Below are 22,339 nucleotides of genomic sequence, written 5' to 3' on the forward strand. Positions count from 1 at the left end.
GAGGAAAACGGCGGTGCGCGACAGGCTGCGGACCCGGTTTCGGTACTGGTTCGACGGGACGATGGACCGCGGCACACCCGCGCTGATCAGCTGGCTGGCGCTGGCCTCGCTGCTGCTCATCACCCTCGTGTCCACGCTGGTCGTGGCGTTCACGGACACCGACGCCGAGGACAACGGCGGCTGGCTCGGCGTCGCGTGGATGAGCCTGCTGCGCACGCTCGACGCCGGCACCATGGGCGGCGACACCGGCGGCCCCGTCTTCCTCGGGCTGATGCTCGCCGTCACGATCGGCGGCATCTTCATCGTCAGCGCGCTCATCGGTGTGCTGACCACCGGTCTCAACCAGAAGATCGACCAACTGCGCAAGGGACGCTCGCAGTTGATCGAGCGCGGACACACCATCGTGCTCGGCTGGTCGGACCAGGTCTTCACCGTGGTCGCCGAGCTGGTCGAGGCCAACCAGAGCGAGCGGCGCTCGTGCGTGGTGATCCTCGCCGACCGCGACAAGGTCGCGATGGAGGACGCGATCCGGGCGCGGATCCCGGACACCGGCAGCACCCGGGTCATCTGCCGCTCCGGCAACCCGCTCGTGCGGACCGACCTGGAACTGGTCAGCCCGGACACCGCGAAGTCGGTCATGGTGCTGCCGTCCGTGGGCCATGACCGGGACGTCGAGGTCATCAAGGTCCTGCTGCTCCTGCACAGCCGTACGTGGCGGGGCGCCCGCCCGCACATCGTGGCCGCCGTGCACGACTCGGAGAACCTCGCGGCGGCCCGGCTCGCGGCGGGCGAGGGCGCGCTCGTCATCGACGCCGAGGACATCGCCGTACGCCTCATCGCCCAGGCCCACCGCCAGACCGGCCTGTCCGGCGTCTTCAACGAGCTGCTGAGCTTCGTCGGCAACGAGTTCTACTTCCGCGAGGAACCGGCCCTCGTCGGCAGGACGTACGGGGAGGCCCTGCACGCCTTCGAGATCGGGGCGCCGGCCGGGCTGCGCCGGAGCGGCGGGGAGGTGCTCGTCAATCCGGCCATGGACACCGTCGTCCACGCCGGCGACCAGCTCCTCGTGATCGCGGAGGACGACCTGCTGATCCGGCCCGCCCGGACCCGCCCCCGGGTCGTCGAGGAGGCCATCACCTCGGCGCCCGCCCAGCCGCCCGCCCTCGACCGCACGCTGCTCATCGGCGAGAACTCCCGGACGGCCAAGCTCGTCACCCTGCTCGACAGCTTCGTGTGGCCCGGCTCCACCCTCGACATAGCGGCGCCGCGCCGGCCGGAGACCGCGCTCGACCAGCCGGTGACGAACCTGACGGTGGGCTACAAGTACTGCGAGCCGACCCGCCGTTCCTCGCTCGAAGCCCTGGACCTGGGCGGCTACCGCCACATCGTCGTCCTCTCCGACGACACCGTCGCCCCCGGCCCCGCCGACGATCGGACGCTCGTCACCCTGCTCCACCTGCGCGACATCGAGGACGCGCTGGGCGACCCGTACTCGATCGTCACGGAGATGAACGACGACGCCAACCGCGAGGTCGCCCAGGTCACCAAGGCCGACGACTTCATCGTCAGCACCAAGGTGATCAGCCTGCTGCTCACCCAGCTGACCGAGAACCGCGCGCTGTACGACGTCTTCGCCGACCTCTTCAACCCGGAGGGCTCCGAGATCTACCTCAAGCCGGCGTCCGACTACGTGGTGCCGGGCGCCGAGGCCAACTTCGCCACGGTCGTCGAGGCGGCGCGGCGCGAGGGCGAGACGGCGATCGGCTACCGCCTCGCCCGGCACAGCGAGGAGCCGCCCACCTACGGCATCTTCCTCAACCCGTCGAAGACCGCCCCGCTGGTGCTCGGCCCGCGGGACGCCGTGGTCGTCCTCGCCGAGCAGTAGCCGGCGCGTCCCCCCGTAGACTTGGGGCTTCGATCCGGGCCGGAAGAGGAGCGCAGGGGTGGCGGCAGTCGCGGGCGGGTTCGCGGACGGGGCCGCAGAAGGAGCCGCAGACGGAGCCGCAGACGGGTTCGCGGATCCTCCGGCCGAGGTCCTCGCGAAGGCCGCGGCCGCCTTCGGACTGCTCTCCTCGCCCGCGCGGCTGCACATCGTGTGGGCGCTGGCGCAGGGCGAGAGCGACGTGACGGGGCTCGCGGAACGCGTCGGCGGCGCGCTGCCGGCCGTCAGCCAGCACCTGACCAAGCTGAAGCTGGCGGGCCTGGTCGGCTCCCGGCGCGAGGGCCGGCGGCAGGTCTACTCCGTGGACGATCCCGACGTGGTGGCGGTGGTACGGGTGATGGTGGGCCGGCTCAGCACCCGCACACCGGTACGGCGCCATGGCACCGGTGCCTGAGACGACCGCACCGGCCCCGGCACCCGAAGCGCTCACCTCGCTCACCGCGCTCCAGCTGCTGCGCCGGCTCGACAGCGGACCGCGCGGCCTGACCGACGAGGAGGCCGAGCGGCGGCTCGCCCGGCACGGGGAGAACGTGCTGCCCGCCTTACGTCCGGTGTCCCGGCCGCGGCGCTTCCTGCGCGCGCTGCGCGACCCGTTCACCGCGGTGCTGCTCTGCCTGGGCCTGATATCGACGGCCGTCGCCGCCTGGGGCACGGGCGGCGTGATCCTCGCCCTGGTCGTGGTCAGTTGTCTGCTGCGCTCGACCGGCGAGCACCGGGCGGACCGGGCCGTGGCCGCGCTGCGCGAGTCGGTGGCCGCGACCGCGACGGTGCTGCGCCGCCCGGCGCCCGACGGGCCGGCGCCGCCGCCCCGGGAGATCCCGGCGACGGAGCTGGTGCCGGGCGACGTCGTCCGGCTCGGCCCCGGCGACCTGGTGCCCGCCGACGTACGGCTCCTACGCGCCAGCGGTCTGCGCGTGCACGAGGCGGCACTCACCGGCGAGTCGGCGCCGGTCGCCAAGCATCCGCTCGACGCGCCCGACGGGGCCGGACCGGGCCCCTTCGACCGGCCGCACCTGTGTTTCCTCGGCAGCAGCGTGGCGTACGGCAGCGCGACGGCCGTGGTCGTCGCCACCGGCGCCCGCACCCGCTTCGCCTCCGCGCACGGGCACGGGCACGGGCACGGGCGCGGGCACGGGCACGGGCACGGGCAGGAGCGAACCGCCGGGCGGCGCCGGGACAGTGCCTTCGAGCAGGCGGTGCACGGCATCTCCTGGACCCTGATCCGCTTCATGCTGCTCACCCCGCCGCTCGTGCTCATGGCGGGCGCCGCGCTGCACGGGCGCGGCCTGGAGACGCTGCCCTTCGCGGTGGCGGTGGCGGTCGGGCTGACGCCGGAGATGCTGCCGGTCGTGGTGACGACCGTGCTCGCCCGGGGAGCCGCCCGGCTCGCCCGCGGCCACAAGGTGATCGTGAAGCGGCTGCCCGCGCTGCACGACCTCGGCGCGGTCGACACGCTCTGCCTGGACAAGACCGGCACCCTGACCCAGGACCGGCCGGTCGTCGTGCGGGCGGTGGACGCGCACGGCCGGGACGCGCCCGAGGTGCTGCGCTGGGCCGGCGTCAACGCCTGGTGGACGCTCCAGCTCGCCGAACTGCCCGCTCCCGACGCCCTCGACGAGGCGGTCCTCGACGCAGCCGATGCCGTCGCGGGCAGCGCGGGCGGTGCGGTCCCGCTGGACGACCCGCTCGACGACTGCGACGGCGTGGCCGCGCTGCCCTTCGATCCGGTACGGCGCCTGGCGACCGCCGTCGTGCGCCGGCCGGGCCGGCTCGGCACGGACATCCTGGTGGTCAAGGGCGCGGTGGAGCAGGTGCTCGAACGGTGCGTCCTGGACGGGGCCGAGCGCGAGCGGCTGCTCGCGTGGGCGGCGCGGGAGGCGGACACGGGGGCCCGGCTGCTCGCGGTGGCGCTCGCCGACCGCCCGGCCCGCCGCCGGGAGTACACACCGGCCGACGAGCGGGGCCTCGCCTTCCTCGGCTTCGTCGTGCTGCGCGACGCCCTCGCCCCGACGGCGGCCGCGGCGCTCGGCAGTCTCGCCGAGCGGGGCGTCGCGGTGCGGATCCTGACCGGCGACCATCCGGGCACCGCCGCCCACACCTGCCGTGAACTCGGCCTCGATCCGGGCCGGGTGCTCACCGCCGGGGACGTCGACCGGCTCGACGACGCCGCGCTCGCCGAGGCCGTCTCCCGTACGACCGTCTTCGCGCGCTGCGCCCCCGAGCACAAGGCGCGGATCGTGGCCGCCCTGCGCGCGGCGGGCCAGGTGACCGGGTTCCTCGGCGACGGCGCCAACGACGTGCCCGCGCTGCACGCGGCGGACGTCGGCATCTGTCCGAAGGGCGCCGTCGACGTCGTACGGGAGACGGCGGACGTGGTCCTCGCCGAGAAGGACCTGGCGGCGGTCGACCACGCGGTCGCGGCGGGCCGGTTCTGTGGCGCGAACATCGCCACGTATCTGCGCGTCACGCTGTCGTCGAACCTGGGCAACGTCACGGCGATGCTCGCGGCGGCGCTCCTGCTGCCGTTCCTGCCGATGCTGCCGGCCCAGGTCCTCGTGCAGAACCTGTGCTTCGACGCCGCCCAGCTCGCCTTCGCCTACGACCGCCCCGACCCGGCCGCGCTGCGGCGCCCGGTCCGGCTGCGGCACCGCGGCTTCCTGCGCTTCATCGCGGGCTTCGGAGCGCTCAACGCGGTCGCGGACGTGGCCACCTTCGCGGTGCTCGTGCTCAGCACCTGGACGTCGGACCGGGCCCAGGAGCTCTTCCACGCGGGCTGGTTCACGGAGAACCTGCTCACCCAGGCGCTGGTCATGGTGGTGCTGCGCGGCATCCGCGGCGACGGCGCGCCGCCCGGCCCGGTCCGCCGCGCGGCCGCCGCCCTCGCGGCGGTCGGCCTCGTGCTGCCCCTGACCCCCCTGGGGCCGATGCTGGCGATGGCCCCGCTGCCGTCGTCGTCCTACGTGCTGCTGGCCGCCGTCCTCGCGCTGTACGCCGTGGCGCTGCGCGTCGCGCGGCGCCGCGAGGCCCCTTACGGGCTGGCGGGGTCGTAGCCGTACCGGGGCGGTCCGTCCACCGGGTGCGGGTCGAGCCGGTAGACGTGCAAGGCGTCGACCCGCACCGCGGCGTCGGTCTCGTCGACCGGGCAGGGGTAGGTCACGAGCAGCATGCGCGGACGGCCGGTCACCGTCACGCGCATGCCGCTCGCGGGGCCGCCGAGGAGCAGCGCGCTCTCCTGGTCCGTCATGTCGTCCACCCCCGCGTCGCGACTTCAAAGCTTGCGCAACTATTGAACTATCAAGGGGTGTCGACGCTCAAGCCGGGGAGGACCGGCCCGTCAGCCGAGCGTCCACTGCTGCAACGCGCTGCCCGTGTCCGGCTGCTGGGTGACCAGGGCGCCGTTCGCGGTCGACGCCGTGGTCAGGAGCAGGCCGCTCTTCGCCGAGGCGAGGGTGTAGGCGCCGGAGGACAGCCGGGTGACGGTCCAGCGCTGGTTGGTGCCGCCGTGACAGGGCCACTGGATGACGCGGGCGCCGGCGCTGGTGGAACCGCCGTCGATGTCGGCGCACAGTCCGGAGGCGCCGTTCCTGAGCTCGTAGGTGCCGTCGGACTGCTGGGTGAAGGTCCACTTCTGGTTCGCGCCGGCGTTCGCGTTCCAGGTGATGAGCTGCGTGCCGTCCGCCGTGCTGCTGTTGGGGTCGTCGAGCGCCTTGCCGCCGGTGGTGAGGGTGTGCACGCCGTTCAGGTCGGTGGTGGCGGTGCCGGTCACCGTCAGCGTGAGGGCCTGCTCCCCCGCCGTGCGGCTGCCGCCCACCGCGTTGCCGGTGCTGTTGGTCCAGCTGCGCACGGGCGTGGTCTCGGCGGTGCGCGAGGTGTCGGCGGACAGACCGACGACGAGACCGCTGTAGCGGTTGACGAGCTTGTACGTGCCGGTGGCGGCGTTGTCCGTCGGCGAGGCGCCCCGGACGACGAACCACTCCTGGCCCACGGTGGAGCCGCCCGCGCCCGCCGGGCCCACCGTCGGCTTGGCGCCCCAGGCGCGGCCGCCGGTGCCGGAGGCGTCGACGCCGAGCAGTTGCCCGCTGGCGGCGTTGGCGATGCGGTAGGAGCCGTCGCCCTTGGCGGTGAAGGTCCAGGACTCCAGGGCCGAGCCGGTGGCGGCGGGCAGCGAGGTGGTGGCCGGGCTGCCCGTGGCGGCCTGGGCGAGGACGCGGCCGTCGGCGTTGGCGATGCGGTAGGTCTTGGTGGTGTCGACGGGCGCGGCGGGCGCGCTGGTGTCGATGCTCAGGTTGACGTACTCGCTGCTGGAGCCGCCGGAGCAGCCGAAGGAGCAGTACGCGCGGAAGTTCCGGCCGACGATGCCGGACGCGGTCCGGTTGCCGCTGTCGAGGAACCAGCGGTACCAGGAGGCCGTCTTGTAGCTGCCGGTGTCGCCGAGCCTGAACCACTTCTGGGTGGTGAGGTCGTCGGTGGCGTAGAGCTCCTGGGGCGCGTTGCCGCTCTGGTCGACGGCCTGCGGCTCGCCGATGTAGAGCCCGAGGTACGCGTTGTACGTGATGTCCATGACGAACAGCGGCGAGGTCGGGGGCGTCAGGCCGGCCGCGACCTGCTGGCTGACCGTGCCCGCGTTGGCGGGGTCGTACTCCTTCGCCGTCGGCACGTACCCCGTGGTGCTGCTCGCGCCGACCGGCACCATGGTGCTCTCGCGGCCGCCGACGCCGGGCTGCGTCCAGGCGCCGCCGTACCACTTCTGCCAGGAGCCGCGGGCCATCTTCGAGGAGATCGGAGAGCGGGCGACATGGCCGTAGAACGCGGCCCAGCCGCCGCCCTTGTTCACGATCCGGGAGCCGTAGAAGGCGTAGAAGTAGCCGGAGGCGGTGTCCACGAAGAGCCGCGGGTCGCCGGTGCCGTAGTGGTACGTCTGCTGCGGGAAGGCGGTGGTGTCGCCGCGCCTGGTGCTGTACGGCGAGGTGATGACGTGGTCCTTCACGGTCCAGGTGCGGCCCTGGTCGGTGGAGACGGCGTAGTCGATGCCGTCGTAGTGGACGCCGTCGCCGAAGGGCTGCGGGGTGAACTCGTTGTGCACGAGGCCGTACCAGTCGCCGGTGTCCGGGTCGACCCAGACCCCGGCCAGGTCGCAGTAGTTGCGGTGGGCGTAGCCGCTGCCGGCGGGCGCCTGGGTGGACTCGACGCCGGTGGGGCTGTTGTTGCAGCGCCACGTGGTGTCGTTGTTGCGGTCGTTCGAGTTGGCCGGGTCGACCGCGTCGCTGATCGTGCCGGACCGGGCGGCGGTGTCGATGTTCCCGCCGGTGAAGAAGTTCCACTGGCGTGAGTCGTTCGCCCCGTAGAGGGCGTGGGACTGCTGGAAGTAGAAGGTGCCGTCCTTGTCGACGTAGGGGGCGGCGGGGGTGTCGTCGGGGTGGGTCCAGGAGCCCTTGGCGCCCACGGTGACGGTGTACGTGGCGGTGCCGGTCGTGGCGGTGTTGCCGGCGCCGGCGGACGCGGCCGTGGCGGACGACGGCGTGGCGAGCGTGCCGCCGGCCGCGAGGGCGAGCGCCGCGGCGGCGAGCGCACCGGTCAGTCTGCCCGCGAATGTGCTGCGCGGAAGTGTCACGAGTACTCCCTGTCGGAGGGGGTGTTCGAAGTCGTGCGGACCACGCGGCGCCGTTGGTGGCACGGACCCTAGGGGTTCTTTGACCGGTAAAACAAGGGGGCGGGCGTCCTTGACCACGAGATCGGGCGGGGCTACGTTGCGAGCCCGTGCGAGCGGTTCGACGGGGGCAGGACGGGGGCGGGCCATGGTGACCATGCAGGACGTGGCGGAGCGCGCCGGTGTCACCAAGCAGACCGTGTCCAACGTCGTGACCGGGCGCGTCGGCGTCCGCCCGGCCACTGAGGCGCGGGTGCGCGCCGCGATCGCCGAGCTCGGTTACGTGCCGAACCTCGTCGCCCGCTCGCTGGCGACGGGCAGCACCCGCACGGTCGGCCTGTTCGTGCCGACCGTCTCGACGCCGTTCTACGCGGAGGTGGTCGAGGAGGTCGAGGACGCCCTGGAGGAGCGCGGCCACCACCTGCTCCTGTGCACCACGCGGCTCGACGGGGAGCGGGCCCGCCGGCATCTGGCGAGCCTCACCAGCCGCTCCGTCGACGCCCTCCTGATCGCCGGCGACCAGGGGCTGACGGGCCATCTGCCGCTGCTGGCCGGCGCCCGCTTCCCGGTGGTGCTGTGCGCGTGGGAGGCGGCGCCGCCCGAGGGGTTCCCGGTCGTCACGTTCGACTACACGCACGGCGGGCGCCTGGCCGGCCGCCATCTGCGCGAGCTCGGGCACGAGCGCGTGGCGGTCCTGGCAAGCCCCGCGCACACCGTACGGGTGGAGGGCTTCCGGAGGGCGTTCGCCGAGGACGGCATCGCCGTGCCAGACAGCGCCGTCCACACCGCCGCCGCACCCACCTTCCAGGGCGGCCTCGCGGCGGCCCGCGCCGCCCTGCGCGCGGCCCCGGACACGACGGCCCTCTTCGCCACCCACGACGTGCTCGCGGCCGCGGCCGTGGAGGCGGCCCGCGCGGCGGGACTGCGCGTGCCGCACGACCTGTCGGTCGTGGCCTACGACGACACGCCCGAGGGCCTGCTGTCCCGGTCCCCGCTGACGAGCGTGGTGCTGCCGAAGCGTCAGATGGCCCGGCAGGCCGTGGAGCTGCTCCTGCGGGCGACCAGGAACGGAACGCCCACGGGCCGCGAACCGCGGCTGCTCCTGCCGGAGTTGGTGCCGGGCGACAGCACGGCCGCCGCGCCCCGGGTCACCGGTGCGCGGGCTCCCCGGCCGCAGGCCCCGCCCCCACACCCGTCTGCGCCGGATCCCAGTAGCGGGCCAGCGCTCCCTCCTTGTACGGCGCCGGACTCACGCTGAGGTCGCCGGCGAACGGGCGGTCGAGGACCACGACCAGGAGCAGGCTGAAGCCGATGAGCCCGGCGACCGAGGCGACGAAGAGCAGCTGGATCCGCAGCTTGCGCATGCCGTAGAGGAAGGTGAGCGGGATCAGCACGATCGCCCCGCCGAACGCCAGGAGCTGCAGCAGCGGCGGGAGTTCCTGCTCGGCCATGTTCAGCCGGGCCCGCCGCTGCCCCGCGACGTCGTTGAGGTGGCCGACGGCCTGCTCGTAGAACACCTCCTCGCGCGGCCCCTTCGGGTCGTACCCCTGCAGCACCTCGAAGGCGTTCACCAGATGGCTCTCCGTGGCCCCGTAACTCGGCTGCCCCGCCCGCATCCTGGGCCACTGCTGGTCCACCACAGCGTGCACGTAACCACTGAGCGCGCTGTCCAGGTCCTCCCGGACGGGTGCCGGGAAGGCGGCGCCGTCCCGGGCGATGAGGGCGACGTCGGTCGCCTCGGTGGCGACGATCGTCTGCGTGCTGTCCAGCTGCGTCCAGAGCGTGACGATGACGAACGCGAGGATGATCCCGTAGATCGCCCCGAACATCCCCAGCGTCACCCCGACCATGTCGTTGTGCTCCCCCTGCGCCAGCGACGGGTACCGGCGCCGGAGCAGCAGGCTGCCGACGACGGCGAGGACGACCGTGGCACCGACGGTGAAGACCGTCAGGGTGAAGGTGCTGAAGTGGTTGAGCAGCCAGAGGGACATGTGGCCGGAGTCTAGGTACGCGTGGCCCGGGTGGAGCGCTCCCGCGGACCCTTGCGGCTGTGCGTCACTCGCCCGTGTGGGTGGGGGAACGCGAGGTTGCCGCCCGCGTGCGGATTCCGTCCGATTCGGGGCGTCGGGACCGCCGGAGAACAGGGCCGGCAGGGCCAGAACGGGCTCTCGGCCGGACTGCGGGACCGGGGTGCGGGTCCTGACGCCGAGCGACCGCCGACAGGCCCTCCCGCTGCGCCTCATCCCCTCGGCGAAACCTCCCTGACCTGCTGTTCTTCTCGATTCGACCTAGGCTGGCCGGCACAACCGGACTTTGTCGGAGGGGACTTCGTGAGCGAGGACGCCCACACGTACGACGCCACCCGCATTCAGGTGCTGGAGGGGTGGGAGGCGATTCGGAAGCGGCCCGGCATGTACGTCGGGTCGACCGGCCGACACGGGCTGCATCAGCTCGTGTTCCAGGTCGCCGACCGGGCCGTGAACGAGGTCGTGGCGGGCCGCGCCCGCTCGGTCGCCGTCACCCTCCTGGCCGACGGAGGCGTACGCGTGGCCGATGACGCGGACACCGACGGCGACTCCGACGGGCGGGGTCTCGAAGCCCTGCTGACGACGTTCTACGCCGGGGCGCGGCCGTACGGCCGCCGAGACGTACCGGTGGGACTCGCCGGTGTCGGGCCGTTCGTCACCAACGCCCTGTCGAGCCGCCTCAGGGCCGAGGTGCGGCGCGGCGGGACGCGCTGGGTCCAGGAATACGCGCGAGGCGTCGCGCTCGCCCCGCCCACCGCCGCCGGTCCGGCGAGCGGAAGCGGAACCGAGATCACGTTTCGCCCCGACCCGGAGATCTTCGAGACGGTCGAGTTCCGCTACGACGCGCTCGCGGAGCGTTTTCGGGAACTGGCCTTCCTGAACCGGGACCTGGACATCACGCTGACCGACGAACGCGCTCCGGGCGGCGCTCCGCGCTCGGAGCGGCTGCGGTATCCGGGCGGGGCACGGGACTTCGTGGCGTTCCTGGACGGGAGGATCGGGGCACACCTGGACGTCGTCGCCTTCGAGCACGAGGACCCACGCATGGCGGGTTCCGTCGAGGTGGCCCTGCGCTGGAGCGACCCCCATGAGGAACAGCTCCGGAGCTTCGCCAACAGCTGCCCCACCCCTCACGGCGGCACGCACGAGGAGGGGTTCCGCGACGGCATGGCCGCCGCGGTCGGCGCGTACGCGCGCGAGCAGCGGCTGCTCGCCCCGGCGGACCCCGACCCGGGCGCCGCCCACGTCGGCGTGGGCCTCACAGCGGTCGTGTCGGTGAAGCTGGACACTCCCGAGTTCCACGGCGCCACGCGTGGGGTGCTCGGCGGCACCGCGGTGCGCCGCTGCGTCGAGCAGGCCGTGCGGGAGGGGCTCGGCGCATGGCTGGGACGGCATCCGGAGCAGGCCGCCGCCCTCGTGGGCCGGATCGTTCGGGCCGCCCGTCAGGGCTAGGTCCGATACGGCCGTCACGCATCCCACTGTCAGTGGCTCCGCGTACGGTCTGCCGCATGGTGGATCAGACACTCCCCTCGTCATCGCTGCACACCTTCGCGACCTGGGAGCCCGTGCTGCGGCTCATGCTGGGCCAGGACACGGAGCGGCGTGCAGGCCGGTCGGCGCGGGTGGCAGGACGCATCCGGCGGACCGGCTGGAGCCTTGCCCACCCGGGAGCCATGTCGGCGACGGCGCGGGCCGCGGTGCGGGAGATACAGCGGGAGCTCGCGCGCGGCGGCGTCGAGGAGGTCGCGTTCCGGGCGGAGGTCCGGCCGGACGGGAGGACCAGGCTCGGGCTGGTCTGGCCGAGCCCGGCCGTGGAAGCGGCTGTCGGCTACCCGGACCAGGGGGTGCTCGTCCTGGTGGATGGCGCTCTTCCCGAGCCCTGGCTCCGTCGTCCCGATCCGGTGCCCGGGGCGGTGCCCGCGCCTTCGGCGGATCCTGAGTTGCTGGAGCGGACGCTGCGCGAACGGCTGCCCGGAGCCGTCGGTGTGACGGAGGAGGAGATCGCCGCCGCCGAGGCGCGGCTCGGTGTGACGCTGTCCGAGGAGCTCAAGGTGCTCTACCGGGTGGCGCGGGTGGACTGGGGCGACGACTTCGACGCGGCGGTCCGCGTCGAAGGTGCGGTCGGCTGCGAACTGTGCGGCTTGGACGACCTGTTCAGCATCGACGGCGCGCTCCGACACTCCCGCTGGGGCTTCTGCGCGACGCGGGCGGTCTGCGCCGCACCCGACGCCGCGGTGCAGGCTCTGGCCGGGTCACCGGGCTGGATCGGCTTCGGCAGCAACGGCGGCGACACGTTCGCGGTCGACCTGACACCCGGCCCCGGCGGGCACCTCGGGCAGGTCGTCCTGGTCGACCACGAGCAGAGCCTCGGCGCCGAGCTCGTCGCCGACTCCCTCACCGACTTCGTGCTGGGCCGGCTGCGGGAGGAAGGTCCTGGCAGCCGCCGGGACCAGCAGCCGGCCGTGGCCAGGGTCGGCACCGGAGGTCTGGCGAGCGTCGAGGCCGCCGCGCATCCCGCCCTGGAGGTGCTGACCGTCGCGGCCCCGGACGGTGACGGCGCGCCGTTCGGTCTCGCGCCCGTCGCCGGGCTGCCCCGCCTGCGTACACTGACCGCCTCGCCCGGCGCGCTGGCCGACCCCCTTGAGGTCGCCGGCCTCACCGGTCTTGAGTTCCTGGAGCTCGGCGCGGGAGAGTGGCGCGCCCTCCTGGACGCCGGAGCCGTCCCCCGCGGCCTGAAGGCCGCCGCCATCGCGGAGCGGGGCCGAGACCACCTGCCGGTCGTGGACCTCGCGAACGAGATCCTGGCGCTGTGGGACCGGCCCCGGATCGCGCAGACGCTCCTCGACGGCGACCTGGGCCCCGCGGCCTGACCCCATGCATGGAGTGCCGCGCGCAATCAAGGAGGTCAAGGTCACAGTTGATCGGCGTACTGCTCCTTTGTGCGTCTGGCTAGCATCCGGACATGACTGTGCTGCCTGACGACGGCCTTTCGCTGGCCGCCGACTTCCCCGCAGCGACCCATGCGCAGTGGCAGCGCCTCGTGGCGGGCGTGCTGAGCAGGTCGGGCAGGGACGTCCCCGAGAGCGACGCCGAAGAGGCGCTGGCGAGCGCCCTGGAGGACGGGCTGAGTGCCCGGCCGCTGTACACGGCCGGGGACGCGGCGCCGGACGCCGGGCTGCCCGGATTCGCCCCGTTCGTACGGGCGGGGCGCGCCGAGGGCAACACCGCCGGCGGCTGGGACGTGCGGCAGCGGCACGCCGTGGCCGACGGCGAGGCGGTGCTCACGGACCTGGAGAACGGGGTCACGTCGCTGTGGCTGGCCGTCGGCGCCGGCGGGATCCCCGTCGCCGACCTGGACCGGGCGCTGCGCGGCGTGTACCTGGACCTGGCGCCGGTCGTCCTGGACGCCGGAGCCGACACCGCCGCCGCGGCCGCGGAGCTGTTCGGCCTCTACGAGCGGCGCGGGGTGGCCCCCGAGGCAGCCCGGGGCAACCTCGGCGCCGACCCGCTCGGCACCGAGGCGCGGACCGGCTCGGCGTACGACGGCGACACGTTCGCCGCCACGGTCGCGCTGGCCCGGCTGAGCGCCGAGTCGTACCCGGGACTGCGCGCCCTGACCGTGGACGCGCTGCCGTACCACGAGGCGGGCGGCTCGGCCGCGCAGGAGCTCGGCTGCTCGCTCGCCACCGGTGTGGCGTACCTCCGGGCGCTCACCGACGGCGGGCTGAGCGTCGAGCAGGCCCTGGGGCAGCTGGAGTTCCGGTACGCGGCCACCGCCGACCAGTTCCTGACGATCGCCAAGCTGCGCGCCGCGCGCCGGCTGTGGGCGCGCGTCGCGGAGGCCTGCGGCGCTCCGGCGGCCGGGGCGCAGCTGCAGCACGCGGTGACCTCGTCCGTCATGATGACGGCCCGGGACCCGTGGGTGAACATGCTGCGGACCACGGTCGCCACGCTGGCCGCGGGGGTCGGCGGCGCCGAGTCCGTCACCGTCCACCCGTTCGACCACGCGCTCGGCCTGCCGGACGCCTTCGCGCGCCGGATCGCCCGCAACACCTCCACGATCCTCGTCGAGGAGTCGCACCTCGCGCGGGTGATCGACCCGGCCGGCGGATCCTGGTACGTGGAGCGGCTGACCGACGAACTCGCCCACGCCGCCTGGGAGTTCTTCCAAGAGATCGAGGGCTCGGGCGGCCAGGCGGCCGCGCTGCGCTCCGGCCGGGTCGGCGAGCGGCTCGCCGCGACCTGGGAGGCGCGCACCAAGCGGCTCGCCAAGCGCCGCGAACCCGTCACCGGTGTCAGCGAGTTCCCGCACCTCGGCGAGAAGCCGGTGGTCCGTGAACCCGCCCCCGCCGCACCGACGGGCGGCCTCCCCCGTGTCCGCCGCGACGAGGCGTACGAGGCGCTGCGCGCCCGCTCCGACGCCCATCTCGCCGCGACCGGCGCCCGCCCGCGCGTCTACCTCGCCGCGCTCGGCTCCGCCGCCGCGCACACCGCCCGGCTCACCTTCGCCGCCAACCTCTTCCAGGCGGGCGGCATCGAGCCCGTCACCGAGGGCTCCTTCGCGGACAGCGGTGCCGCCGAGGCGTGCCTGTGCTCCAGCGACGCCCTGTACGAGGAGCGCGCCGAGGCCGAGGCCGCCGCGCTGCGGGCCGCCGGGGCCGGGCACGTGTCGCTGGCCGGCCGCCCCGCCTCGTACGCGGGTGTCGACTCGTACGTCTTCGCGGGGTGCGACGCCGTCGCCGTCCTCTCCGCCGCCCTCGACCGCATGGGAGTGTCGTGATGGGAATCCCCGACTTCACCGGGATCGGCCTCGGGTCCCCTTCCGCGGCGGGCAGCGCCGAGGAGTGGCGGGCCGCCCTCAAGCGGGCGTCGGGCGGGGCCGACCTGACGTGGGAGACGCCGGAGGGCATCCCGGTCAAGCCGCTCTACACCGGCCGTGACCTGGAGGGCCTGGACTTCCTCGGGACGTATCCGGGCGTCGCGCCGTATCTGCGCGGCCCGTACCCGACGATGTACGTCAACCAGCCGTGGACGATCCGGCAGTACGCGGGCTTCTCCACCGCCGAGGAGTCCAACGCCTTCTACCGGCGCAACCTGGCGGCGGGCCAGAAGGGCCTGTCGGTCGCCTTCGACCTGCCGACGCACCGCGGTTACGACAGCGACCACCCGCGCGTCACGGGCGACGTCGGCATGGCGGGCGTGGCGATCGACTCGATCTACGACATGCGCCAGCTCTTCGACGGCATCCCGCTGGACCGGATGTCGGTGTCGATGACGATGAACGGCGCGGTGCTGCCCGTGCTCGCGCTCTACATCGTGGCGGCGGAGGAGCAGGGCGTCTCCGCGGACAAGCTCGCCGGGACCATCCAGAACGACATCCTCAAGGAGTTCATGGTCCGCAACACCTACATCTACCCGCCGAAGCCGTCGATGCGGATCATCTCCGACATCTTCGCCTTCACCTCGCGGAACATGCCCCGCTACAACTCGATCTCCATCTCCGGCTACCACATCCAGGAGGCCGGCGCGACGGCCGACCTGGAGCTGGCGTACACCCTCGCCGACGGTGTCGAGTACCTGCGGGCCGGGCGCGAGGCGGGCCTGGACGTGGACGCGTTCGCGCCGCGCCTGTCGTTCTTCTGGGCGATCGGCATGAACTTCTTCATGGAGATCGCCAAGCTGCGGGCGGCCCGGCTGCTCTGGGCGAAGCTGGTCAGGCAGTTCGACCCGAAGAACCCCAAGTCGCTCTCGCTCCGCACCCATTCGCAGACCTCCGGCTGGTCGCTCACCGCCCAGGACGTCTTCAACAACGTCACCCGCACCTGCGTGGAGGCGATGGCGGCCACCCAGGGCCACACCCAGTCGCTGCACACCAACGCCCTCGACGAGGCGCTCGCCCTGCCGACGGACTTCTCCGCGCGCATCGCCCGCAACACCCAGCTGCTCATCCAGCAGGAGTCGGGCACGACCCGGACCATCGACCCGTGGGGCGGCAGCGCGTACGTGGAGCGGCTCACGTACGACCTGGCGCGCCGGGCCTGGCAGCACATCCAGGAGGTCGAGGCGGCCGGCGGCATGGCGCAGGCCATCGACGCGGGCATCCCGAAGCTGCGCGTCGAGGAGGCCGCGGCCCGCACCCAGGCCCGCATCGACTCGGGGCGGCAGCCGGTCATCGGCGTGAACAAGTACCGCGTCGACGGCGACGAGCAGATCGAGGTGCTGAAGGTCGACAACTCCTCCGTGCGCGCCCAGCAGATCGACAAGCTGCGCCGGCTGCGCGCCGAGCGCGACGAACGCGCCTGCCAGGACGCGCTCGACGACCTCACCCGGGCCGCCGGCGGCGAGGGCAACCTGCTCGAACTGGCCGTGCGCGCCGCCCGCGCGAAGGCCACGGTGGGCGAGATCTCGGACGCCCTGGAGAAGGTGTACGGGCGGCACGCGGCGCAGATCCGTACGATCTCCGGCGTGTACCGGAACGAGACAGGCGCGTCCCCGAACGTGGACGACACCCGGGCCCTGGTGGACGCCTTCGCGGAGGCCGAGGGCCGGCGGCCCCGCATCCTGGTCGCCAAGATGGGCCAGGACGGGCACGACCGCGGCCAGAAGGTGGTCTCGACCGCCTTCGCCGACCTGGGCTTCGACGTCGACGTCGGCCCGCTCTTCCAGACGCCGGCCGAGGTGGCCCGGCAGGCCGTCGAGGCGGACGTCCACATCGTGGGCGTCAACTCCCTGGCGGCCGGTCACCTCACGCTCGTCCCCGCGCTGCGGGACGAGCTGGCCGCGGAGGGCCGGGAGGACATCATGATCGTGGTCGGCGGGGTCATCCCGCCCCAGGACGTGCCGGTCCTCCTGGAGATGGGCGCCGCCGCGGTCTTCCCGCCCGGCACGGTCATCCCGGACGCGGCCGCGGACCTGGTGCGCCGGCTCGCGGCCGACCTGGGGCACGACGCCTGATCCCATGGCCATCGACATCGACACGTACGAGAAGGGTGTACGGGACGGCAAGCGCGCCCTCGTGGCGCGCGCCATCACCCTCGTGGAGTCCACCCGGCCCCAGCACCGGGTGCTCGCCCAGGAGTTGCTGACCCGGCTGCTGCCGTACGGCGGCCGGGCCCGGCGGATCGGGATCAGCGGCGTGCCCGGCGTCGGCAAGTCGACCTTCATCGACGCCTTCGGCACCATGCTGACCGGCCTCGGGCACCGGGTCGCGGTCCTCGCCGTCGACCCGTCCTCCACCCGCACCGGCGGCTCGATCCTCGGCGACAAGACGCGGATGGAACGGCTCGCGGTGGATCCGGCCGCCTTCGTGCGGCCCTCCCCCAGCGCCGGCACGCTCGGCGGCGTCGCCAAGGCGACCCGCGAGTCCATCGTGGTGATGGAGGCCGCCGGGTACGACGTGATCCTCGTCGAGACGGTCGGCGTCGGGCAGTCGGAGACGGCCGTGGCCGACATGGTCGACTCCTTCCTGCTGCTCACGCTCGCCCGGACCGGCGACCAGCTGCAGGGCATCAAGAAGGGTGTCCTGGAACTCGCGGACGTGGTCGCCGTGAACAAGGCGGACGGCGCGCACGCGCCCGACGCCCGCGCCGCCGCCCGTGAACTGGCGGGCGCGCTGCGGCTGATGCACGGCCGGGACGCCATCTGGACGCCTCCGGTGCTCAGTTGCAGCGCCCGCGAGTCGACCGGGCTCGACGAGGTGTGGGCCCGGTTGGAGCAGCACCGTACGCTGCTCGACGCAACCGGCCGGCTCGCCGCCCGGCGCCGGGAGCAGCAGGTCGACTGGACCTGGCAGATGGTCCGCGACGAGCTGCTCGCGCGGCTCCACGCCGATCCGGCCGTCCGGGCGCTCACGCCGGAGGTGGAGCGGCAGGTGCGGGACGGGGAGCTGACGGCGACGCTCGCGGCGGAGCGGATCCTGGGGGCGTTCGGGGACCGGCAGTCGTAGCCGGGTGCGAGCGCGACAACACGAAGGGCGAGAACGGTCCACCGTTCCTCGCCCTTCTTAACGTATAGCGCATGGGGGGCCTTGCCGCAAGGCCCCCCTCGTGGCTCAGAATCAACGACCATGACCGCCCTCACCAGCGTTTTCGCCCTGTCCGACGACCTCTCCGCCAAGAACGACCCCGCTCTGATCGCCGCCGACGAGGAGCACTTCGCCGCCGTGGCGGAGAGCCTGGAGCAGGCCGTCGCCGAGCTGTCCGAGCAGCTCGACGTCCTGCGCCGGGCGCCGGGCGGCAGCGGCCGGGAGGCGCTGGAGCGGGACCAGCAGATCCACCGCGTCTCCGCCCGGCTGCGCACCCTGCGCCGCTTCGGCCTGGACCTGTGCCTCGGGCGCGTGGTCGGCGCGGACGGCGGCGAGCCCGTCTACATCGGCCGGCTCGGGCTCACCGACAGCACCGGGCGACGGCTGCTGCTCGACTGGCGCGCGCCGGCCGCCGAGCCGTTCTTCGCCGCCACCCACGCCCGGCCGTCGGGCCTGGCCAGCCGCCGCCGCTACCGCTGGACCCGCGGGCGGATCACCGACTACTGGGACGAGGTGTTCACCGCCGAGGGCCTCGAAGGGCATGCCGCGCTCGACGACCAGTCGGCCTTCATCGCGAGCCTCGGCGGGAACCGCTCGGCGAAGATGCGGGACGTGCTCGCCACCATCCAGTCCGACCAGGACGCGATCATCCGGGCCGGCTCGCGCGGCGCCCTGGTCGTCGACGGCGGCCCCGGCACGGGCAAGACGGTGGTCGCGCTGCACCGCTCGGCGTACCTGCTCTACTCCGACCCGCGGCTCGGCCACCGGCGCGGCGGCGTGCTGTTCGTCGGCCCGCACCAGCCGTACCTGGACTACGTCTCCGACGTCCTGCCGAGCCTCGGCGAGGAGGGCGTGCGGACCTGCACGGTGCGCGACCTCGTGCCGGAGGGCGCGGACGCGGTGCCGGAGAGCGATCCGGACGTGGCCCGGCTGAAGGCCGACGCGCGGATGGTGCACGCGATCGAGGTGGGCGTGCGGTTCTACGAGGAGCCGCCGACCGAGACGATCACGGTCAGCACCCCGTGGTCCGACGTGCGGGTGACCGCCGACGACTGGGCCGAGGCGTTCGGGGCGCCGGAACCGGGCACCCCGCACAACGAGGCGCGCGAGCGGATCTGGGAGGAGCTGGGCACGATCCTGCTCGACAAGATCGGCCTCGCCGGGCCCGACGTGGAGGTGCCGGAGGCGCTCTTCCGCAGGGCGCTGCGCGCCGACCGCGAGCTGGCCGGCATCCTGCACGCCGCGTGGCCGGTCCTCGATCCGCGCGACCTGGTCGGCGACCTGTGGTCCGTACCCGCGTATCTGCGGCTGTGCGCGCCGTGGCTCGGCCCCGACGCCGTACGGAAGCTGCAGCGCGCGGAGCCGCACGCCTGGACGGTGTCCGACCTGCCGCTCCTGGACGCGGCGCGGCAGCGGCTCGGCGACCCGGAGGCGGGGCTGCGGCAGCGCCGGCGCGCGGCGGCCCTGGCCGCGCAGCGCGAGCAGATGGCGAAGGTCGTCGACAACCTGATCCAGGCCGTGTCCTCCTCCGGCGCCGACGGTGACGACGGCGAGGGCCTGGTGACCATGCTGCGCGGGGAGGACGCCAAGGTCAGCCTGGTCGACGACTCCGAGCTGCCGGACGCCGAACGCGACCTGCTCGCGGGCCCGTTCGCGCACATCGTCGTCGACGAGGCGCAGGAACTCACCGACGCCGAGTGGCAGATGCTGCTCCTGCGCTGCCCGTCCCGCAGCTTCACCATCGTGGGCGACCGCGCCCAGGCCCGGCACGGCTTCACGGAGTCGTGGCGGGAGCGGCTCGACCGGGTCGGCCTCGACCGGATCGAGGTGGCCTCGCTCGGCATCAACTACCGTACGCCGGAAGAGGTCATGGCGGAGGCCGAGCCGGCCATCCGGGCCGCGCTCCCCGACGCCAACGTGCCGACCTCCGTGCGCAGCAGCGGCATCCCGGTCGCGCACGGCCCGGTCTCCGACCTGGACGCGGTGCTCGACGGCTGGCTGGCGGAGCACGCCGAGGGCGTCGCCTGTGTCATCGGCGCACCGGACTTCCGGGAGCGGCCGCGGGTCCGGTCGCTGACGCCGGAGCTGTCGAAGGGCCTGGAGTTCGACCTGGTGGTGCTCGTCGACCCGGAGCGCTTCGGCACGGGCATCGAGGGCGCGGTGGACCGGTACGTGGCGATGACGCGGGCCACCCAGCGGCTGGTCGTGCTCACCAGCGCCTGACCGCGCGAGTGGTGGTGCGCGAACGGGCAGCGCTTCCTGCCCCCGGCGGCCCGGGAGGGACCTGGACGGGGCAGCGGCGGGTGGCGAGGCTGGAAGCCGGGGCCGGCCGGCCCCGGCGGTGACCACCTTCCGTTGTCCTCTGTCCTCGGGGAGCCGACGATGAGCGCCTACGAACTCGAACACGACCACGAGCACGAGCACCAGCCGGAGCGCGACCAGCAGCCGGAGCACGCCGACCACGAGCACCGGCACGAGCACGAACAGGAGGGCGCGGGCCCGGGAACGGCCCGGCTGTACGAGGCCGCGGCGGCCGGGCGTACCGACGTCGTCGGCGCGTCGGGGCTCGGGGCGCTCCAGCGGGCCGTGGGCAACGGGGCCGTCGGGGCGATGGTGCAGCGCAGCCGGGCGGCGGCCGGGGAGACGGAGGAGCGGGCCGACGAGCGCTCCCCCGTGCACGACGTGATCACCTCGGGCGGGCAGCCGCTCGACACGGAGACCCGCGCCGACATGGAGTCCCGGATGGGCGCCGACTTCTCCGACGTACGGATCCACACCGACACCGCCGCCGACGCCTCCGCCAAGGGCATCGGGGCCCACGCCTACACGGTCGGCAACAACGTGGTGTTCCAGCGGGAGGCGTACGACCCGGCCTCGCCGCAGGGCCGTACGACGCTGGCGCACGAGCTGACCCATGTGATCCAGCAGCGCAGCGGCCCGGTCGAGGGCACCGAGGCGCCGGGCGGGATCCGGGTGAGCGATCCCTCGGACCGTCACGAGCGGGAGGCGGTCGCCAACGCGGACCGGGTCCTGGCCGCCCCGGCGCCCGCGGCCGAGACGGCGCCGGCCGGCGCTCCCACGGCCCCCGCGGGTCCCTCCGTGCAGCGGGCGGCGACGGAGGACGAGGACGAGCAACCGGCGGACGTGCAGGGCTCGTTCGTGCAGCGACAGGCGGATTCGGGCGCCGAGGAGGAAGAGCCGGCGCCCGAATCCTGATGGTTCGTCAGGCTCCGAGTGTCACGAGGACTTGTTGCTCTGGAGGGTGCCGCCGAGGAACAGCGAGGTCGAGCACCGGTCGGGCTGCGGGGCGCCGACCGGGCGGCCGACCTTGCGGCAGTCCACGGTCAGGGTGACCGCGTCCCCGGCGGACACCAGGACCGGGGTGACGAAGTGGTAGTCGGAGTCACGGAAGTTCTCCAGGGCGAGGGTCAGGATCCGGCGGTCGCCCGCCCGGACCACGACCGTGCCCGCGTCGCCCTGCGGGTTCTGGACCACGATGTCGGTGAGCCGGAAGGTCTTGCCGTCCGCCACCGTGAGGGCCGTGCCGCTCTCGGCGCCGCCGCCGACCGCGTCCCGCACCAGGACCTGGGCGCTGGTCGGCGCCGGCGGGGCGGGCGGCTTGGCCGCGGGCTTGGGCTTGGCGCTGCCCGTGGCGGACGGGGTCGGGGCGGCCGAGGTGGGCGGCGCCGTGGTCGGCGCACCGTCCTTGCCGCCCGCGCCGCCGCCCGACGCCCCGCCCCCGCCCTTGCCCGGGCTCGCGCTCGCCGTCGCGGAGGCGATGACCTCGGGCGTGATCGCCTCGCGGGCCGCCGACTTCACGGCCGGCCGCAGCAGCCCGTACCAGGCTCCCACCAGGGCGAGGGCGAGCACACAGGCCAGGACGAGCGCCCGGGGAAGCCAGCGGGGCAGCAGCGGCTGCTGCTGGTACGTGCCGTCGAGGACGACCGGGGCCGGCGGCTCCTCGCCCTCGGGGACGGCCTGGGTGACGAGCACCTGGAAGGTGTGCGTCAGGGGCGTGCCGCGCCACAGACGCTTGGTGGACTTGACGCGCAGTTCGGTGAAGGCGGCCCGGCCGGGCTCGATCCGCAGCTCCTTGCGGGTGAAGGAGACCTGGGTCTGCTCGGTGGCGGCCACGGCCGAGAGGATCGCGGTGAGGGGAGCGTTGCCGCGGTTGTCGACCGCGGCCTTGTGCCGGCCGGCCCGGGCACCCTGCGAGCCACGGGGCACCAGCTCGGCCGTGACCTCCGTGAACGGCGACACGGTGACCCGGCCTTCGGGCACGACCGGCTCCGCGTGGTCGCTGGTCGGGACCACCCGTATGCCGAACGGCGTCTCGCCGGCGGGCACGGAGGGATCACGGGGTGGCTGGAATATGACGGTGGCGGTTTCCGAGCTTCCGGGATAGAGGGAGAGCGTCGCCGGTTCCACCGTCGTCCAGGTGGCGCAGGCCCCGACCACCTCGAAGCGGTACTCCTCCACGGTGGAGCCGGAGTTGCGTACCTGGAGGGGCAGGCGCGTCTCCTCGCCCGGTGCGGCAGTGACGGACGCGGCGTCGAGGTGTGCCGTAAGACTCATGGGCGCACCGTAGAAGCGGCCCGCCCGTGCAGCAGCGACCGGGGAGGAACACTTTCGGGCAGATACCGTGCCCTCGCGACGATTCCGTTTCCGCCGGGGTGGGTAGGTGCATTTCCAAGCCACCT

15 protein-coding genes are annotated in these 22,339 nt (G+C 73.8%); 11 read left to right on the forward strand and 4 right to left on the reverse strand.

Annotation, left to right across the window (positions count from 1 at the left end; genetic code table 11):
* Positions 1-13: 13 nt before the first annotated feature.
* The 3 genes from ACWEJX_RS07960 to mgtA are packed head-to-tail and all read left to right on the forward strand — an operon-like array spanning position 14 to position 4,992.
* On the forward strand, positions 14-1,885 hold the full coding sequence (locus ACWEJX_RS07960) for a CASTOR/POLLUX-related putative ion channel (protein WP_451606666.1): 1,872 nt from the start codon (positions 14-16) through the stop codon (positions 1,883-1,885).
* A 58-nt stretch (positions 1,886-1,943) separates the two neighbouring features.
* The gene (locus tag ACWEJX_RS07965; RefSeq protein ID WP_451606667.1) at positions 1,944-2,336 is read left to right on the forward strand and encodes an ArsR/SmtB family transcription factor; all 393 of its coding nucleotides are present in this window, start codon (positions 1,944-1,946) and stop codon (positions 2,334-2,336) included.
* Positions 2,320-4,992, forward strand: coding sequence for a magnesium-translocating P-type ATPase (mgtA, locus tag ACWEJX_RS07970; protein ID WP_451606668.1), 2,673 nt, complete (start codon positions 2,320-2,322; stop codon positions 4,990-4,992). Before ACWEJX_RS07965 ends, mgtA begins: the two co-directional genes overlap by 17 nt.
* Here mgtA and ACWEJX_RS07975 read toward each other — a convergent pair.
* Positions 4,971-5,186 (reverse strand): hypothetical protein, encoded by a 216-nt coding sequence (locus tag ACWEJX_RS07975; protein ID WP_451606669.1) that lies wholly within the window; start codon positions 5,184-5,186, stop codon positions 4,971-4,973. The two genes, mgtA and ACWEJX_RS07975, sit on opposite strands and share 22 nt — an antisense overlap.
* A 90-nt stretch (positions 5,187-5,276) precedes the next feature.
* The gene (locus tag ACWEJX_RS07980) at positions 5,277-7,553 is read right to left on the reverse strand and encodes an RICIN domain-containing protein (RefSeq protein WP_451606670.1); all 2,277 of its coding nucleotides are present in this window, start codon (positions 7,551-7,553) and stop codon (positions 5,277-5,279) included.
* Between the two features lie 184 nt (positions 7,554-7,737).
* On the opposite strand from ACWEJX_RS07980, the gene ACWEJX_RS07985 reads away from it, so the two are divergent.
* The gene (locus ACWEJX_RS07985; RefSeq protein ID WP_451606671.1) at positions 7,738-8,847 is read left to right on the forward strand and encodes a LacI family DNA-binding transcriptional regulator; all 1,110 of its coding nucleotides are present in this window, start codon (positions 7,738-7,740) and stop codon (positions 8,845-8,847) included.
* On the opposite strand, the gene ACWEJX_RS07990 is transcribed toward ACWEJX_RS07985, so the two are convergent.
* The gene (locus tag ACWEJX_RS07990; RefSeq protein ID WP_451606672.1) at positions 8,738-9,580 is read right to left on the reverse strand and encodes a bestrophin-like domain; all 843 of its coding nucleotides are present in this window, start codon (positions 9,578-9,580) and stop codon (positions 8,738-8,740) included. The genes ACWEJX_RS07985 and ACWEJX_RS07990 overlap by 110 nt on opposite strands.
* A 339-nt stretch (positions 9,581-9,919) precedes the next feature.
* Here ACWEJX_RS07990 and ACWEJX_RS07995 point away from each other — a divergent pair, with 339 nt between their 5' ends.
* The 7 genes from ACWEJX_RS07995 to ACWEJX_RS08025 all read left to right on the forward strand — a co-directional run bounded on the left by ACWEJX_RS07995 (position 9,920) and on the right by ACWEJX_RS08025 (position 20,855).
* Positions 9,920-11,068 (forward strand): DNA gyrase subunit B, encoded by a 1,149-nt coding sequence (locus ACWEJX_RS07995; protein ID WP_451606673.1) that lies wholly within the window; start codon positions 9,920-9,922, stop codon positions 11,066-11,068.
* Positions 11,069-11,124: 56 nt separating this feature from the next.
* Positions 11,125-12,486 (forward strand): SMI1/KNR4 family protein, encoded by a 1,362-nt coding sequence (locus tag ACWEJX_RS08000; protein ID WP_451606674.1) that lies wholly within the window; start codon positions 11,125-11,127, stop codon positions 12,484-12,486.
* A gap of 92 nt (positions 12,487-12,578) precedes the next feature.
* Positions 12,579-14,396 carry a methylmalonyl-CoA mutase family protein gene (locus ACWEJX_RS08005; RefSeq protein ID WP_451606675.1) on the forward strand — a complete coding sequence of 606 codons (1,818 nt, stop codon included), beginning with the start codon at positions 12,579-12,581 and terminating at the stop codon, positions 14,394-14,396.
* On the forward strand, positions 14,396-16,570 hold the full coding sequence (scpA, locus tag ACWEJX_RS08010) for a methylmalonyl-CoA mutase (RefSeq protein ID WP_451606676.1): 2,175 nt from the start codon (positions 14,396-14,398) through the stop codon (positions 16,568-16,570). The genes ACWEJX_RS08005 and scpA overlap by 1 nt, the downstream gene beginning before the upstream one ends.
* A gap of 4 nt (positions 16,571-16,574) precedes the next feature.
* The gene (meaB, locus tag ACWEJX_RS08015; protein WP_451606677.1) at positions 16,575-17,561 is read left to right on the forward strand and encodes a methylmalonyl Co-A mutase-associated GTPase MeaB; all 987 of its coding nucleotides are present in this window, start codon (positions 16,575-16,577) and stop codon (positions 17,559-17,561) included.
* A gap of 120 nt (positions 17,562-17,681) precedes the next feature.
* The gene (helR, locus tag ACWEJX_RS08020) at positions 17,682-19,862 is read left to right on the forward strand and encodes an RNA polymerase recycling motor ATPase HelR (protein WP_451606678.1); all 2,181 of its coding nucleotides are present in this window, start codon (positions 17,682-17,684) and stop codon (positions 19,860-19,862) included.
* Positions 19,863-20,021: 159 nt separating this feature from the next.
* Positions 20,022-20,855 (forward strand): eCIS core domain-containing protein, encoded by an 834-nt coding sequence (locus tag ACWEJX_RS08025; protein WP_451606679.1) that lies wholly within the window; start codon positions 20,022-20,024, stop codon positions 20,853-20,855.
* 21 nt (positions 20,856-20,876) lie between these two features.
* Here ACWEJX_RS08025 and ACWEJX_RS08030 read toward each other — a convergent pair whose 3' ends face one another.
* A complete protein-coding gene (locus tag ACWEJX_RS08030) occupies positions 20,877-22,214 on the reverse strand; it encodes a COG1470 family protein (protein WP_451606680.1) in 1,338 nt (445 codons plus the stop codon).
* Positions 22,215-22,339: the final 125 nt, after the last annotated feature.

It is taken from the genome of Streptomyces sp. NPDC004788, from assembly GCF_053601115.1.